Source organism: Roseinatronobacter sp. NSM (genome assembly GCF_052379845.1).
Taxonomy (GTDB): domain Bacteria; phylum Pseudomonadota; class Alphaproteobacteria; order Rhodobacterales; family Rhodobacteraceae; genus Roseinatronobacter.
In genome coordinates this window covers 1-15,559 of sequence record NZ_JBQTCF010000012.1, presented here as the reverse complement: position 1 = coordinate 15,559, position 15,559 = coordinate 1, and the positions used below count along the sequence as shown (strand labels likewise).

General features: G+C 60.3%; 11 protein-coding genes and 1 pseudogene. 5 read left to right on the top strand and 7 right to left on the bottom strand.

Going from position 1 to position 15,559, the window contains the following annotated elements; genetic code table 11:
• Positions 1-10 precede the first annotated feature (10 nt).
• Positions 11-220, bottom strand: a pseudogene (locus ACTZWY_RS08360) (IS5/IS1182 family transposase); the annotation flags it as partial.
• A 240-nt stretch (positions 221-460) separates the two neighbouring features.
• Between ACTZWY_RS08360 and ACTZWY_RS08355 the strand changes: the two are divergent.
• Positions 461-1,570, top strand: coding sequence for an integrase core domain-containing protein (locus ACTZWY_RS08355; protein ID WP_444790238.1), 1,110 nt, complete (start codon positions 461-463; stop codon positions 1,568-1,570).
• A gap of 99 nt (positions 1,571-1,669) precedes the next feature.
• On the opposite strand, the gene ACTZWY_RS08350 is transcribed toward ACTZWY_RS08355, so the two are convergent.
• From ACTZWY_RS08350 to ACTZWY_RS08330, 5 genes are all read right to left on the bottom strand, one after another.
• Positions 1,670-2,506 (bottom strand): DUF3883 domain-containing protein, encoded by an 837-nt coding sequence (locus tag ACTZWY_RS08350; RefSeq protein ID WP_444790237.1) that lies wholly within the window; start codon positions 2,504-2,506, stop codon positions 1,670-1,672.
• Between the two features lie 101 nt (positions 2,507-2,607).
• Positions 2,608-3,924, bottom strand: a complete 1,317-nt coding sequence (locus ACTZWY_RS08345; protein ID WP_444790236.1) for an McrC family protein — start codon at positions 3,922-3,924, stop codon at positions 2,608-2,610.
• Positions 3,924-6,404 carry an AAA family ATPase gene (locus tag ACTZWY_RS08340; RefSeq protein WP_444790235.1) on the bottom strand — a complete coding sequence of 827 codons (2,481 nt, stop codon included), beginning with the start codon at positions 6,402-6,404 and terminating at the stop codon, positions 3,924-3,926. Before ACTZWY_RS08340 ends, ACTZWY_RS08345 begins: the two co-directional genes overlap by 1 nt.
• Positions 6,401-9,673, bottom strand: a complete 3,273-nt coding sequence (locus ACTZWY_RS08335) for a TM0106 family RecB-like putative nuclease (protein ID WP_444790234.1) — start codon at positions 9,671-9,673, stop codon at positions 6,401-6,403. Before ACTZWY_RS08335 ends, ACTZWY_RS08340 begins: the two co-directional genes overlap by 4 nt.
• Before the next feature lie 145 nt (positions 9,674-9,818).
• Entirely contained in the window at positions 9,819-10,097 is a 279-nt protein-coding gene (locus tag ACTZWY_RS08330; RefSeq protein ID WP_444790233.1) for a hypothetical protein, read from the bottom strand.
• A 140-nt stretch (positions 10,098-10,237) separates the two neighbouring features.
• Here ACTZWY_RS08330 and ACTZWY_RS08325 point away from each other — a divergent pair, with 140 nt between their 5' ends.
• From ACTZWY_RS08325 to ACTZWY_RS08315, 3 genes are read left to right on the top strand one after another with little or no spacing between them, the layout of a single operon-like run.
• Positions 10,238-11,212 (top strand): helix-turn-helix transcriptional regulator, encoded by a 975-nt coding sequence (locus tag ACTZWY_RS08325; protein WP_444790232.1) that lies wholly within the window; start codon positions 10,238-10,240, stop codon positions 11,210-11,212.
• Positions 11,213-11,247: 35 nt separating this feature from the next.
• On the top strand, positions 11,248-11,901 hold the full coding sequence (locus ACTZWY_RS08320; RefSeq protein WP_444790231.1) for a hypothetical protein: 654 nt from the start codon (positions 11,248-11,250) through the stop codon (positions 11,899-11,901).
• A gap of 17 nt (positions 11,902-11,918) precedes the next feature.
• Positions 11,919-12,950 carry a DUF4236 domain-containing protein gene (locus ACTZWY_RS08315; RefSeq protein ID WP_444790230.1) on the top strand — a complete coding sequence of 344 codons (1,032 nt, stop codon included), beginning with the start codon at positions 11,919-11,921 and terminating at the stop codon, positions 12,948-12,950.
• A 54-nt stretch (positions 12,951-13,004) separates the two neighbouring features.
• Here the strand turns inward: ACTZWY_RS08315 and ACTZWY_RS08310 are convergent, their stop codons facing one another.
• Positions 13,005-14,141 (bottom strand): hypothetical protein, encoded by a 1,137-nt coding sequence (locus ACTZWY_RS08310; RefSeq protein ID WP_444790229.1) that lies wholly within the window; start codon positions 14,139-14,141, stop codon positions 13,005-13,007.
• Here ACTZWY_RS08310 and ACTZWY_RS08305 point away from each other — a divergent pair.
• Positions 14,140-15,429, top strand: a complete 1,290-nt coding sequence (locus ACTZWY_RS08305; RefSeq protein WP_444790228.1) for an IS256 family transposase — start codon at positions 14,140-14,142, stop codon at positions 15,427-15,429. The genes ACTZWY_RS08310 and ACTZWY_RS08305 overlap by 2 nt on opposite strands.
• Positions 15,430-15,559 lie beyond the last annotated feature (130 nt).

Genomic DNA, 15,559 nt, shown 5'->3' with positions numbered 1-15,559 from the left:
CTGTGGACATTCATTTCGAATTGATGATGGCGGCGCAGAGGGAGATCATGGCTGCGTAGGATGTGTCGGTTTTGTCCGACCTCATTGCTATGCGTTTGAATTCCTTCAGCTTCTGAAAGTAGTTCTCGATCAGGTGCCGCCATTTATACATCTCTTCGTCGACAGCCAGAGGCGTGCGGCGGTTTGGTCGTTGTGAAATCACGACCTTCGCGCCGCGTTCGTTCATCTCCCGGAGGGGATGGGTCTGGCGTCGAACGTTCTCCACCCTCTAAGGCATTGTTTTAATTGATATAACTGATGGTTTGAATCGCCATTTGGTTCAGTCGAGACTGGCAGCGAAACACGCGCAAAGGCGCCAAAATATCCCACGTTCAGATTTTTCGCGGCCACAATCAGGCCCCAGCGTTATTGGCCTTCCTGAGCGGGGTGCCAAAATGTAAGCGAGGCCCATCACGCTGAAATGACAGCAATTTTTTTAAGCGCCGTGGTGGAGCCTGGCAAGATGAAATCTAGGTTCTCACTCCTTATCGTTTTCCTGACCCAGCTTTTCATGCCCAGGCACAACGCGCAGCTGAGGCTGCTCAAGGCCCAAATCCAGATCCTGCGGGCCCGCATCCCGACGCAGAGGATAATCCTCTCTCCCGAAGAGAAAGCCGAGCTGCTGCGCATCGGAGCGGAGTGTGGACATGATATCGACGCGCTCATGGAGGTCGCAAAGCCTGCGACATACAAGCGCTGGCTTGCCCAGATGCGTGGTGGGCGCCCCTTCAAGGCAGTGGGAAGGCCGCGCCTGACACAGGAGTTGCGCGACGTTGTCATTCGCATCGGGTCAGAAAACCTTCTCTGGGGCTACAAACGGATCGCGGGGGAACTGAAAAAGCTGGGGCTCTACGCAGGCGCAAACTCGGTAAAGCGCATCCTGAATGAGGCAGGCATCCACCCGAGCCCAGAGAAGCGCAAGAAGAAGCCAGCCCTCCCGTGGAGCACCTTCGTCCGGGCACATATGGAAAGCATGGTTGCCTGCGACTTCTTCACCAAGACCGTGCTCACTGCCCGTGGACCGCTGACAGCTTATGTGCTGATTTTCATCCATCTCGGCAGTCGCCGCGTGTATTGCAGTGCTCCGACCTATGCCCCGGACTCGGAATGGGTGACGCAGCAGGCACGCAACACGCTTATGTGGTGCTCGAAGCAGGGGATCGAGCCGAGCTTCCTGATCCGAGACGCCGACACCAAATTCAGCGTCAGCTTCGATACCGTTTGGGCATCGGAAGGTGCCAGGGTCATCCAGATCCCGCACAGAGCACCAGACGCCAACGCCTTCGCCGAATCCTTCATCGGCACCATCAAACGCGAATGTCTGGATTTTTTCGTCTGCTTCAGCCGGTCGCAGCTCGACTATATCCTGCGGACCTGGGTGCGCCATTACAACACCGAGCGCCCGCATCGTGGGCGGGACATAGGGAACAACGTGCTGCAGGTCGATTTCCGGCCCGCCCGTGACGGCCCGATCCGCCGCAACCGCCAACTTGGAGGCATTGTCACATCCTACACCCGCGATGCGGCGTGAGTGCCCACTAGCCCCATAATCTCAAGGGCATAGTTAGCTTGGTCTATCTTGAGCGGAACTGGCACGACGCACGACGCACGACGCCTTTTCGACTGCAACTCAATGAAAGCTCGCTTGAAATGTCGTCGCAGTCAGTGAAACATGGGCATCAAGGGGCGGGTGCAGTTCGAACGCCTTCGGCTCGCGTGAGAAATTCCACAGCCGGAACAGACGCCACTCTGATCGGCGCTCCTTGGCCACGGCCAGCTCGTTGCGGGTGATGTAGAAAGGGGTGCGCTCCCAGCCGTTCGTCGTCTTGACCTCGATAAGCCGAGGCAGACCGTCCGGGGCGAAACTCGCGATGTCGTAACCCGCGCCGTCGCCATCCTCCTCCGACACCCAGCGCACCTCGCGCGCCAGATCGTCACGCCCCGCAGCCCGCAGCGTGGACCGTTCATGCGCCAGCACGCGTTCCTCACCGGCACGGCCGAGGGCTCTGTTGCGCTCGTCTCGCCCAGCGACGTCGAACTTGTGGGCGATGTGCAGCATCTGCTCCAGCTCCTGAGGTGGCGGCTGGTTCGAAAATGTTGGCGGCGGCCCGGTCCAGATCTGCCCCGCTTCGCTGAGGCCACTTGTTGGACGCAGACCGGGCTGACGGCCTAGCCAGGCCGGGTTCAGCGCCAGCCAGCGGGCCACGGCATCGACCAGCGTCATCTGGAAATTGAAGGAGGGCTTGTATCCGGGGATCCAGTCCTCGCCGAGACCCTTCAGAACCGCGCTGATGTTCTGGTGCTTGAACTCGATGGAGCCCTCGGATCGATTGTTCAGCCGCGGAAGCAGCGCGCGGCGGTGCTCGGCCTTGTTGTAGGGACGCTCAAAGATGTCGTCGGCCAGCATCGCGAAGTAATCAGCGACGATCAGATCGTTTTCTTTATCTGTCCATGCACCGTTCGTCATGGCACCAGGCTATGTGCCTCGACGCTGTTTGTCACCTACGGTTTGGCGCAGCCTTGCGGTGCTTTACGCTGGAAACCGTCGCCTTGGGGTGGTCCCTTCTCTCAACATAGAAGAAGAGTGTCATCCATCATGCTTGTAAACAGGTTGTTTCTCAGCCTTGTTACGATTTCTTTGCTGTTGGCCACATCGACGCTTGCGGTGTCGATCAGTGTATCGTGTCCGGTGATCCTGAACTGCGTCTGAACGCCCTCGTTTCTGCCGAGTCCTACATGGTGGGGGTAGAGAAGTGTCAGCCTCGGGGGCTTATAGAGATGAGCATAAGCCATCATTTGATAAATGTCGCCCTGTGACACACCCTGTTTCGGGTCATTGATACGCGCAGATATGCGTTTCCATTTCGTGTCGATGACATGCACCACTTGTCCGCCGCGCCTGATCAGGATGTCCGGCTTGGTTTGGAACATGTCGCGGTTGTCGTCAATCGATGTAAGGCAGAACAGTCGTCCCCCCTGCAGCGACACGCGGAACTCCGTTCCGGCAAGGGCCCGCACGACAAGGCGGCCAACATATTCCTCGAAAAGCGCATTCATCTCGAATAGGAGCGCCGTTCCTTGCCCTGCGCCGCTGCTCGTTGTCTGATATCGGCTGCGCAAGAACAGTTGTGCCATGCCGAACAGATCCTGCCAGGCACGGTTCGTCCGGTCGATTATGACGTCTTCCCACTTCAATGCGGGCACGGGAATGTCGGTGATGTCGCCATAGACAAAGGCCAGTTCGCGAAGGCGTTTCTGGTTGGCGGCGCTTCTACTCATTCTGAACAGATGCGCCACGGCGGCTTTCATGATGCGGTTCAGCGCGATATCTTGCGACAGGTCATCGAAACGGCAGGCCAGCCGCCCGGGGTTGGCGGCATGTCGGGTGAATTGGCGCGGCACATCCAGCGTGCCGCGTAGGGCTGGAAGATCATCCTCATGACCCAGATAGCGACGTGGCAAGCCACGGCGAACTGCTTCGGTCAGCTTGTCACAGAATATCCGGATAAGGATTTCCAGAAGCGTTTCGCGCTGCCAGTCAAGTTCTGTCAGCTGCCCCATATCGATTTTCAGATTTAGCGCGACCGCGAGCATATGCACCAAGCGTTTGCGGATGGCAGCGTTCTGTTGCTCTGCCACTTCCGCTGGGAGGACGTCGATTTTCGGCAGAATTTCGAGACTGCACCCCTGCGCAGCGATCACGCCTACAACACCGCGCGCACGCAATTCGGTGCGCCGATCCTCCAGCACACCGCCTCCACCTTGCCCAGCGAAGGACGATGCCTTCGCCACATCAGCGAGGCGCTTTGCCAGATGCTCCGGGATTTCGCCCTGGCCGTCGCCCAGGGGCAGTCTCGCCCATTCCTGTAGTGTGTAGGCTGTCATCAGACCTCGAACTCCGAGAAATCGAACTGGTCCTTCACCCGCCAACGTAGCCTTTCACCGGAAAAATCGTCCTCTGCCATGCTGTCAGGACGCTTGAGAGGCTCGGACACGATAAACCGCGCTTCACCTTTCCCGGTTTCGCCCAACACGATAGCGACCTTCGACCAATCCTCATAAAAATACTCGGCCAGCAGCGGAATGACCTTGTAGCGCATCACCTCCGCAACATCGCTGCGGGTCTTGCACCCCGTGAAATAAGCGTGCCCGATCTGGTGCTCGCGGTCAAAAAGATACTCGATCCGATCATTTATCGTGGTCAGAAGCGCCCGCAGATTGATCCCGTCAATATTGGTCGAAAGGACAGATGGATCGGGCATCAGTTCACGGAAGGTAAAACGGCGGCGCAGGGCAGTGTCGAGAAGTGCGATTGAACGGTCGGCGGTGTTCATCGTGCCGATGATGTGAAGGTTCGCGGGCACGCCAAAAGGCTTTTTGGAATAGGGCAGGACAAGGCGTATCTCGTTCTCCATGCCCAGCCGCTTGTCGGGTTCCAGCAGCGTGATGAGTTCACCGAAAACCTTCGAGATGTTCGCACGGTTGATTTCGTCGATGATCAGAACATGGTCGCGCGCCGACCGGCTAGCGCGCGGTGCCGTATCCCCGAAAATGATGGCTTCCAGTGCATCCCAGTCGATGATTGTCTGGTTTAATTTGTAAACCGAATGGCGCCTGAAGCCGTTCGGGTAAAAACGGCTTCTTTCCGTTCCATTGTCATCGCGCCACAACCACTCTACCTGACGACGGTGCGGGTGATACTCTGCCCCAGAATCATAGTAATACTCTCCACTCACGCGTCCAACAGCCTGAATCCGGTCCCGGCCATCGGACACGACCACATAATCCCCAACCTGCATATCGGCCCTGAAGGAGTAGGTGATTACGATGTTGCCGTCGTGGCCCGTGGCCTCTGCGTCCTTTTTTGAGCGCCACTCGGAATAAATTTCGTTGAAGTCGTCAAAGCGCTCAGCAGCCCAGTCAATATCCCCGCCCCAGCCGACATGGATTAACCCATGATCAAGGCCATGGCGAATACGATCATCTTCAACCTGACGCCGCCCCAATGCGACCTTGAATATGCGCGCTGAACGATCAAGCCGCGCGGACGAACCGTTGTCAGCCTGATCCAGTCTCGCGCGCTCACTTATGCGCTTGAAAACACCGTCATGGGGCTTCAGGCGAAAGCCGGTGCTTGTCGCTAAATCCTCTGGTCCTTCTTCCGCATCGTCGCCAGTGCTTGGCCGCAGGCCTTCGACAAACTCCTCGTAGGACATGGACTGGTGAAATGTCGCAAATTCTATCCGACCTTCGCTGACAAGGCGTCGATACTCTGCCATGAGGGCATCACGCTGGTCTTTTCCGTCAAGGTCAGCTGCAACCTGCTCGCCAAGACAAAGTCGGACCGCCTCCCATGCTGTCCGATAGGTCTTGCCGGTGCCGGGTGGCCCATAGAGGATCAGGTTGGTTGCTGTTCGCGGTGTGGCCGTTGTCTCATTTGTCATGCTATCTGCCTCTGCTTGCCCTGCAAGCCTGTATGTGAAAGTGGTCGAACTGCTGGGGTTCGGCTCGGTATGGGTCGGAGGCGGCACTTCCGCCAGTTGCTGGAATTTCTCACCCCCGAGGGCCTGACAGATATTCGGGAACGCATCTTGCAGCCCCATGGCCGTAGCCAGATCGCCCGCCCGGATAGCGACCTGCGCCTTGCCCTGTTCGCGTGCCGCCTCAATAAAGTAATTCAGCGCGCAGAGGCGTATGCGATCAGCGTCGCGGATCAGGTGGTCGTATTTCTCTGGTGGCGCGACAGGTGCATCATCCTCGCCCACGATAATGAAACCAGCGTTGTGCAATCGTGCGGCAGCGTCTGACTTTTGTCCCCAGCCACCGTTCAGTTCGGTCTTGTTAAGGATGAACCCGACAATCGGCTTAGTGGGGTAAACGCGATTGTCACGGTTTCGGCTGGAGCGCACCCAATAGTCGCGGGGGTTCCCGAAATGATCGAAAACCCCAGCGTGGTCGCCATCTTGTTGATTCCTTACGAAGGCGTCTATAGCCGCCTCTACTGCGGCCCTCGAGATCGACGCGGTCGCATCGCTGGCGTTGCCTTTGGCGGGTATGCTCAATGCATTGGCAAGTTCAGGGTCAAGCTCATAGCTCTTGAGCTTCTCGGCACCGTATCGAAGGTAGTTAACTGTCCCTCCGGTCAGGGCCTTGCACCGTGCCGGTAGCTGCTCAATCAGCATGGCGCGAGCTAGTTCTAGCCAGTCCTCGGTATGAACTGCATCGTCTGCCCGGTTGCTTGCTCCTTTCGGTTTGATCTTGAATACCGAACGCCCAGACGCACGGTCGCCGTGTCGGACAGGCTGATATGCAGCGCCGGTCGTATCAAAAAATACAAGGCGCCGGGTTGTGGTGAGTAAGCTCAAGGGGCGATCTCCAATGCACAAATAGTATTCACCAGCCGCATCTGCTCGACCGTTTCACATTTCGCCTCGCGTAAACGCGGCGCGCCAAAAACCAGCGCCAGCCCCTTGGCGCGCGACACGGCCACGTTGATGCGGTTGAGCGAGAACAGGAATTCCATGCCGCGCGGGCTTTCCTCGGCCGAGGACGCGGTCATCGAGACGATGCAGACCGGGGCTTCCTGTCCCTGAAACTTGTCGACCGTTCCGACCCTGATCTCGTCCGGCAGGGCAGCGCGCAGGGCGTTGACCTGCAAGTTGTAGGGCGCGACGACGATGATGTCGTCCCGGCGCAGGCGACGCGTCTGGCCGTCCTTGTCCGTCCAGCGGCCTTTCAGCAGATCGTCGCAGGCCAGACGTATCGCTTCGACCTCCTCAGGGGCCATCTGCGCATTGCCCTCATGTGTGACGGGCACCCAGAACGCCCCGGCCTCCGGAAAGGATGTGCCCGTGACCCGCTGCCTTGCCGTGTCGGCATGGCTTGTCAGTCGCCCCTCATAGACTTGTTCCGAGATGAAGCGGTTCACGTCCGGGTGCATCCGTCGCGTGACGCCTAGAAAGATGCCCCGGTCCGGCGGGATGGTCGCATGATCACCCAGCATCCATTCCAGACACGACAGATCTGCAGGCGCAGGATGCGCGCCCTGAATGACCTGCGGCAATTGCTGCGGATCGCCCACCAGCACGATATTGCGCGCGGCCCGGCCCATGGCGACCATATTCGCGAGCCCCACCTGACCGGCCTCATCCACGAACAGCCAGTCATAGGACTGCACATTTTCGTCGCGCGCGAAGAAGAAGGCAGTGCCGCCGACGACATGCCCGGTTGCGGCGGCGGTGGCATTGTCGTTGGTGCGGGTCACGGCGCAGCCCTCGGGATAGCCGTCCTGATCGCCCGAAACCTTGTGAACCAGTTCAAGATCAATCGGCAGGTCCTGATCCTCCAACGCCGTCAGACAGCCCATCAGAACATTCCGGATCGCCTCATGGCTGTTCGAGGCCACGCCCACACGATGCCCCTTGCGCACCAGCGCAAGGATGGCCCGCGCGGTGACATAGGTCTTGCCGGTGCCGGGCGGTCCTTGCACGGGCAGGACAGTTTCATCCATGCGCAGGACGGCATTGATCATGCCCGCGACGATGTCATCACCTTGCAGGATGTCCTGTTGCGGCCCGGTCAGACGCGGTGCTGTGCGCGACAACAGGTCATCGACCGCGCGTAATGCTGGCCCGTCGCACTGGTCGCGGATCACATCCGCGATGGCCGCGCGCAGCACCTTTGTTTCAAGGGGCTTGCTTGGGTGCAGGTTCAGGCGCGGTTGCAGGATATCGGCGCGCGCATTGCCGACCTTTAGCGTCACCTCGCCCGCGTCCATGTCCAACTCTTCAACTGTGATCGTATCGAACCCCTCGGGCGTTGGCACGCTTGCCGAACTGCCACTGCGCAGTTTTGTCTGCTGGGGTGGAAAGCTGTAGCGCTGCGCGGTGGAGCGTTTGATGGGAAACGGCTTGCCCTTCGCGACCAGCCCGCCCAAGGCGTCCAGATCGTCGATCAGATCCTCGTCATCCTTGCCTAGACTGTCGAAAATCGCCCACCAGGCGGGCTTGGCCTCGCGCGTATGGAACTGGGCAAGGTTGAACAGCATGTCTTGCCGCGCCGCAGGCAGGCGGGAGCCTGCAAGTGCCTGCCGCAGGGCCGTGGTCGCCTCGTCCTCCTCGACCTCCTGATCGCGTGCATCCTGCTCAAAGATCGGCCAAGGCCCATCGGGGCGAATGCCGACCAGCCAGTCGCGCAAGCGCTCGGTCGAGATGCAGTCGATCCGGTTGTAATCCTCGATATCATTCAGAATGCGCTGCTCACGGGTTTCGCGCCATTCTTCATAGGCCACGACGGACCCGCCACCGCTTTTCACATCGCCGTCGCGGGTAATATTGTAGAATGCCTCCATCGACTTGATCGAATAGTTCCGCTCCGAGGCAACCACCCCGCCGCGCACCACGGCGTAAAGGTCCACAAAGCGCCGCTCGCGCAACAGCCGGTCAAGGAAGGCCTCGCCGATCCCGTATTTCGAGGTCAGACGGCGCAGGGCGGTGATCTCATAGGGGGCGTAGTGATAGATGCGCGCCTTGGGGAAGGCACCGAGCCTGTCGCGAAAGAACGCCAGCAGGGCGGCCAGCGATTGCGCTTCCTCGGCATGGTCATGCGCCCAGAATGAGCGGAACTTGTCGTCGAACCAGACCCCATGCAGGTACTCCAAGCCACCCTCATAATGCGGATCGCCCTCGATGTCGTAGAACAGATCGCCCGGCTGTGGCTGCGGCAGCAGATCGAATCCCTTGCCGGGGACATGGGTGCGCAGCTCATAAGCGGGCGGGCCGGACTTGCGCGCGTGCTGCAGCCGCGCCTGCGTGCGCAGCTTGTCGAGCGTCGGCGCCGCCATGCTGCGCACGGTGCCGTCCCACGCCGCAAGCTGTGCCATGGTGGTGATCCCGGCCACCTCCAGCTTCTTGACCTGCCCGCGCGCAATGCCCGCAATGTTGAACAGGCTGTCCTGACTGTCCCAGACACTCTCGCAATGATCGGCCCAGCGGCAGAGCGCGCAATCGGCGCAAGGCACCGGGCGTGTGGCGGGCGGATCGGCAACGAAGCTCTCCAACCGGGCGCGCGCCATGCGGGCATAGGCGGCGTAGTCGGCCAGTCGCAGCGTGGCGCGGGTACCGTCGCCCAACTCGACATGGGCAAATTCCGGCGCCATACCCTGCACTTCGGTCAATAAATCGGAATAAAGCACCAGTTGCAGCACATGCTTGGGGTGCGGGCGACGTTTCAGCTTCGTGTCGGCCACTTCATAACTGAACGGGCCTAGCGTCGAAGGGCGTTCCACCCGCTCCAGAAAATCCGACCAGCCGCCCCAGTTATTCGACAGGAACGCGCCCTGAAAGACGACCTGAGCCCCGTGCGCCAGTGTCTTGCGCGTCAATGCGGCATCCGCCGCCAGGTCGCTGCGCGCAATCTCAACCACAGACCGGCCAGAGGTTTTCAGGCGTTCAAGATGCGCGATTTCATGTGCATCACCCTGTTTTTGCAGCAACGCGGCATCTTCGCTATCGGCGCGTGGCTCTGGCCCCACACCACGCAGACGCATCAGGTCCAGCGTGGTTGCGTGAGCACAGCCCATGAACCGCATCAAATCGGTCGCTGAAAAAAGAATAGTGCCATTCAGGTTACGCATGGAGGCCTTTTCGAACAACAGCGCAACCCAGAATGGAAACGCTTTGCAATATCATCAAGTTGCTCAGTAATTATCGTGGGTGTCAATTACTGACAGACAGGGCTGGCCGTCGCCGCGACCCGCCCTGTCCAAAGCTCACGCCGGGTCAGCAGGCCTGCAATTCGCTCTCTCGAATGATGCGCAGGCTTTTGGGTGCGATCAGGGAAGGCGGCTTGCCTTTCGCGGCCATGCGCAGAGAGAAACCACGCGCGATCAAGGCAGCGGCGTCATCCAGCGACTGCACATAGGTCGCGTGCTCGGCATGGTGTTTGTGTTTGCCATGGGCCGGGTCGGCAAGCTGGTAGCCTTTGGCTGTGATCACGGGTTCTTCTGTGACGCCGCTGCGCGAGGTAATTCGCTCGATTCTGATGACACTTCCGCTCATTGTCAGTCCTCTTGATAAGGTGGTGCGCCTGCCGGGCCAAGGAAATGGTCCTGAAAATTATTCGGGAATCGGCTCGACAGGACGCATTTCACTTTCTAACCTGACAGGGTGACAAAAACTGGCGGGCTGGCGGGGTGCGCATGTCTTTTTCCAAGGCTCAGGATCTGATCCGCCTCGCGCAGATGGCCGCCGCTCGTCGTAGTGGCATCAGTCTTGAGGAAATCTGCGACGAGTTCGGCGTGTCCCACCGGACTGCACAGCGCATGACCGATGCACTGGAAGATACGTTCGGGAATGTCGAGGCGGTTGATGGCGATGACCGCAAGCGGCGCTGGCGGCTTCTTGATCCCGGCCTTGCCCGGTTGCAGCTGCGGCATGAGACGGCCGTTGAAGCACTAGAGATCGCAGCCCGCACGGCCAACGCCGAAGGGCGTCTGCGTCATGCCCACGCGCTGAATGATCTGCGCGACGGCCTGCTGATGAAAAGCCCGGCACGGGCACGCGTCGAGGCGGATGCAGAGGCCGTTTTGGCCGCGATGGGCCAGGTCACGCGCCCCGGTCCCAAGGTCAGCGTCGCGCCGGACATTCTCGATGCGATCATCGAGGCGCTGCGCGGGCCCTTTCGGCTGCGGTTGCGTTACAATCACGATGCCCGGATGCGCATTCTGGAGCCGCATGGGGTGCTTCTGGGGCATCGGACCTATCTTGCCGCCCGCGATCCGGCAAAGGCCGACGAGGTGCGCAACTTCCGCATCGATCTGATCCATGAAGCCGAAACACTGAACGAGAGCTTTTCCCTGCAGGAGGGGTTCACGATCGGGGACTACGCCGCACAGGCTTTTGGTGTCTGGCAAGACCCCGCGCAATATGGCGAGGTGATCTGGCGCTTCACCCCGGATGCCGCAGAGCGCGCGGCCGGCTTCCGGTTTCACCCCGAGCAAGTGTTGGAGCCGCAAGAGGATGGCAGCCTGATCGTGCGGTTCCACGCGGCGGGCTGGTTGGAAATGGCCTGGCATCTGTATCAATGGGGCGACAAGGTCGAGGTGATTGCTCCGCAGGCATTGCGTGACATGGTGGCGCAACACCGCCGTTCGGATTTCGCGGCTATGCCATAACCAGATAATGAAAGGTTTTTTCAATGACCGCGCCCATGACATTTCATGCCCTGAAAAACAAACAGCGCGCGATCCGCGCGGACTTTCCTGAAACGATGGGGTTGCGGGTGCATCGGTCCATCAGCTGGATCGGCCGGGCAGAGGCTTGCGGCGAGGATAACGACGCGCGGTTCATCTTCCTGTGGATCGCCTTCAATGCCGCCTATGCCGATGAGCGGGACTTCCAGATCATTTCACTTGGCGAACGCGCGGCTTTTGCCGATTATTTCGGCAAGCTGGTCACACGCGATGCAGACCAGCGCATCTACAAGGCGCTCTGGCAGCGCTTTTCCGGCCCGGTTCGGGCGCTCATGGAAAACCATTTCGTCTTCAACCCGTTCTGGCAGCATACCAACGGGATCGAAGGGTTCGCGGATTGGGAGGAAAAGTTCCGTCACTCCTCGCGCAGTTTCGCTCAGGCCTTTCAGAGCGGCGACGGCGTCAAGGTGCTCAGCTTCGTTTTCGACCGGCTCTATGTGCTGCGCAACCAGCTTGTGCATGGCGGGGCGACCTGGAACAGCAGCGTGAACCGTGCGCAGGTGCGCGATGGGGCGGCTATTCTGGGGTTCCTGCTGCCCGTCTTTGTCGATCTGATGATGGAGCATCCGCAGGAAGATTGGGGGCGCCCTTTCTATCCGGTGGTTGCGTGAGCAGAGGGTAAACAGACATGGCATTCCGTTTCTGGCGTCGCGTTCGTCTGGCCCCCGGTGTCACGCTGAACCTGTCGAAAGCGAATGCATCTCTGTCCTTTGGACCGCGCGGCGCGAAATACACGATCAGCCCGCGCGGCAATAGGGCGACAGCGGGCCTGCCGGGGACTGGGCTGTTCTACACGGTCCATGACCGCAAGCGCGCCGGGCGCGGTGGGGCTGCCCCTGCGCCATCCGTGCCGCAGCGCGACCGGCTGAAGCTGGGGTTCTTCCAGCGGCTGATGACACCGGCCGAGGAAAAGCGCTTCATCGACGGCATTCGAGCGCTCAATGACGGGGATCAGGACGCCGCCCTGGCGGCGCTGGAAGAGGCCGGCGATCTGCCCGATGCGGCCTGGATGGCCGGGATGATCCGGCTGCGCCGCGAAGAATTCGACCGCGCCAGGGCGCATTTTGAGCACGCGCTTGCCCGTCTCGGTGATCTGGGCGCGCTGTTTGTCAAATATGAGATCGCGGCACAGGCCAGCCTGCCGATCACGAGCGACATCTTCGCCCATGTCTTCCCGCGCGAGCGCGGGACACGGCTGGCGCTGGTGGAAATCGCGCAGCTTGAGGGCCGCCATGCAGATGCGATGGGGCATATCGAGCGGCTGATGGAGATCGATGCGACTGATCCGGTGGTGCTGTTGTCCTTTGCTGAACTGGCGCTCGACAGCCCGGATGACCGCGCGCTGATGGACCGCGTGGTGCGCGCCACTGTGCATGTCGAAAACGAAACCCCGGTCGATACGGCAATCCTGCTCTATCGTGGCCGCGCACTTGCTGCACTCGGCATGCCGGATGCGGCAATCGATGTGTTCACTCTGGCCAACCGCCGCCGCAAGGACCGGCCCGAGGGCTTGTTGCATCAGATCCGCTATGACCGGGCGGTGCTCTATGATGAAACTGGCCAGCGCGCACGCGCAAGAAGCGAATTCGAGCGCATCTATGCCGTCGACTCGGAGTTTGAAGATCTCAGGGCGCGACTGGAGCTCGGCGCAACCCGTTGAGGGCAGTTTCAGGAAAGCTGCAGGGCGGGCACCGCGCTTTCGAGAGTGAAATGATCATTCAATCGAAGTTGGAGACCTGTCACGCATTTCGTGCGCTGGGCGGATCGTCATGGTGTGTGCGGGTTTCCAGAAGATACGCCAGAGCCACAGACCGACACCGACAATAAGCATGGGAATAACCAGCGTCTTCACGATCAGTGCAATGAGGTACTGAAATGCTGCACTTACAAGTTCCGATGACTTTTCGAGATATTCAGGAACGCTGCTGAACGCCTGGACGGAGTTGTTTCCGACATTGCGCGCGCCGATTGCAACGTTGGTGACCCCATCACTTAAAGACCCCCATGCTTCACCGACAGCGCCCCAGGACTGGTCCATCAGGCTCAGAACCCTCCAGCGGCTGAGTTCCTCATCTGCAGATTCATTTGGTGCCTCGCCCTGGGCAGCTATTTCCGGATCGGCCTGAGTTTGCTCTGGTGATCCTTCTGGCAGGGACAATGCGCCCAAGGTGGGTTCTTGCAACGCCTCGTCAGCAACATGCACCTTCGTCTCAAAAGCTTCAAATGTCGTGACGGCATCTTCCCAGCTGCGCGCGGTGATCTGGTTCCCGATCAGATAACCCGCAGAATAAGTCAGCGGAATGACCAGTGCGAACAGAATGCCAATACCTGCACATGCGTTGCCCAATCGTTTAATATGTGGGGCGAAAGCCGTGGAATGTCGCGCTGTGAAGTCAGCGGAAATCCTGAGCGCAAACCCCAGAGCTGCCAGCGCAGCGGCCAATGATGCAACAGGACTGATAGCAATGCTCAAGACACCGGCTAATATAATCAATGGAAACAATAGGTCTGCGAAGCGGTCGAGCGTGTCCAGCAAGGAGCGCAAGATATGGCCAGGCTTGAACCCAGCCGATGTCCCGATGATGCCAACCTGAACGCTCGTATCGGCGGCAACAGACAAGACCCTGTTAATCACTCGATATGATGTGTAAACAGCGACCGCCGAGACGAAGGTCTCTGAATTGTATTTGGCAGCGCGAGAAGCGAATGGATTCGCTAAGAACAAAGCCACTGCGAGAAACAGAAACGCGGGAATGTCCCAGTCGATGTTGAACTTCGCGGAGTGAAGGGTGGCGTTGCTCTCCCTGAGCCGTAGGCTCGGGGTGTTCAATCCAACGGAGAGCAACACCATGAAGAGAACTATCACGTCCCCGCTGGCGCTGGCCAGCACGGCCGACCTGACGGCAGCGGTTGAGGAAGCGCACGACGAGGTCGGAGCGAGCTTCGAGCGCTTCTGCCTGATCGCCGGCCTGGCGAGTCTGACGCAGATGCTGGAGGAAGATGCGACGGCGCTGGCCGGAACCCTGCATGCGCGTGCAGCCGACAAGCCGGGATATCGCTGGGGCCGCACCAAAGGTCCAGTGGGCTTTCACGGCGGCAAGGTGGAGATGGAGCGCCCACGGGTGCGCTCGAAGGCCACCGGCAAGGAGTTGCCGCTGCCCAGCTGGAAGGAGGCTGCCGAGGTCGGTTGGCTGGAGCAATGGGCGACGAACCTGATGCTGATGAACGTGGCCACGCGCAAGGTGGGGCGTGCGGTGCGCCTGCCCGAGGCCGGGGTGCCTGCAGAGGCGGGCTCGGGCCTGTCGAAGTCGGCGGTCTCGCGGCGGTTCAAGGCCCTGACCCAGGCGCGTCTGGAGGAGTGGATGGCCTCGGACCTGTCGGCGCTGGATCTCTTGGTGATCCAGATCGACGGGCTGCACATGGACGACAACCTTCTGATGCTCGGCGCGGTCGGGGTCGATGCCGATGGCCGCAAGCACCCGCTGGGCGTGGTCGAGGGCGCGACGGAGAACGCGGCGACCGTGCAGGCGCTGCTCGACAATCTGATCGACCGCGGCCTCGATCCGGCGGTGTGTCGGCTGTTCATCGTGGACGGCGCCAAGGCGCTGACGAAGGCCATCCGCCGCACCTTCGGGGCGGATATCCCGATCCAGCGCTGTCAGATCCACAAGGCGCGCAACATCACCGAGCGGCTCGATCCCAAGCTTCACGCCGCCGTCCGTCGCGCCCTGCGCCAGGCATGGGAACTGGACGATGCCGACAAGGCCGAACGTCTTCTGCGCAATCTGGCACGCCGGATGGAATTGGAGGCCCCCGGGGTCTCGAAGAGCATCCTCGAGGGCCTGGACGAAATCCTCACCGTGATCCGTCTCGGACTGCCACTCGAACTGCGTCGCTCGTTGGCGAGCACCAACATCATCGAGTCGATGAACGCCGTGATCCGGCAGGTCTGCCGGAACGTGAAGCGGTGGCGTGACGCGAAGATGGCCCTGCGCTGGACCGCCGCCGGCATGCTCGAGGCCGCCAAAGGCTTCCGGCGTCTGAAGGCCCACAAGCAGCTGCCGGTCCTCAAGACCGCGCTTCTGCAGCACCGGGAGCCGGGCACCACCGGCGTTGACCAAACCGCAGAGGCCGCCTAACCATGACCCCGGCAGCGCTGCCCAGACCCGATTTCAACATTCATCGGGACATCCCCAACAGAAACAATGCGTTAAGCCTCAATGCACGCTGCATGAATTATCCCTTCGAGGCGCGTCCGGGTCCTAATTC

What these genes read in the sequence shown, in the direction of transcription:
- ACTZWY_RS08330 (WP_444790233.1), bottom strand. Translation starts at nt 10,097, where the DNA reads ATGAGCGGAAGTGTCATCAGAATCGAGCGAATTACCTCGCGCAGCGGC.
- ACTZWY_RS08310 (WP_444790229.1), bottom strand. Translation starts at nt 14,141, where the DNA reads ATGGTGTTGCTCTCCGTTGGATTGAACACCCCGAGCCTACGGCTCAGG.
- ACTZWY_RS08345 (WP_444790236.1), bottom strand. Translation starts at nt 3,924, where the DNA reads ATGACAGCCTACACACTACAGGAATGGGCGAGACTGCCCCTGGGCGAC.
- ACTZWY_RS08335 (WP_444790234.1), bottom strand. Translation starts at nt 9,673, where the DNA reads ATGCGTAACCTGAATGGCACTATTCTTTTTTCAGCGACCGATTTGATG.
- ACTZWY_RS08315 (WP_444790230.1), top strand. Translation starts at nt 11,919, where the DNA reads ATGGCATTCCGTTTCTGGCGTCGCGTTCGTCTGGCCCCCGGTGTCACG.
- ACTZWY_RS08355 (WP_444790238.1), top strand. Translation starts at nt 461, where the DNA reads ATGACAGCAATTTTTTTAAGCGCCGTGGTGGAGCCTGGCAAGATGAAA.
- ACTZWY_RS08320 (WP_444790231.1), top strand. Translation starts at nt 11,248, where the DNA reads ATGACATTTCATGCCCTGAAAAACAAACAGCGCGCGATCCGCGCGGAC.
- ACTZWY_RS08350 (WP_444790237.1), bottom strand. Translation starts at nt 2,506, where the DNA reads ATGACGAACGGTGCATGGACAGATAAAGAAAACGATCTGATCGTCGCT.
- ACTZWY_RS08325 (WP_444790232.1), top strand. Translation starts at nt 10,238, where the DNA reads ATGTCTTTTTCCAAGGCTCAGGATCTGATCCGCCTCGCGCAGATGGCC.
- ACTZWY_RS08305 (WP_444790228.1), top strand. Translation starts at nt 14,140, where the DNA reads ATGAAGAGAACTATCACGTCCCCGCTGGCGCTGGCCAGCACGGCCGAC.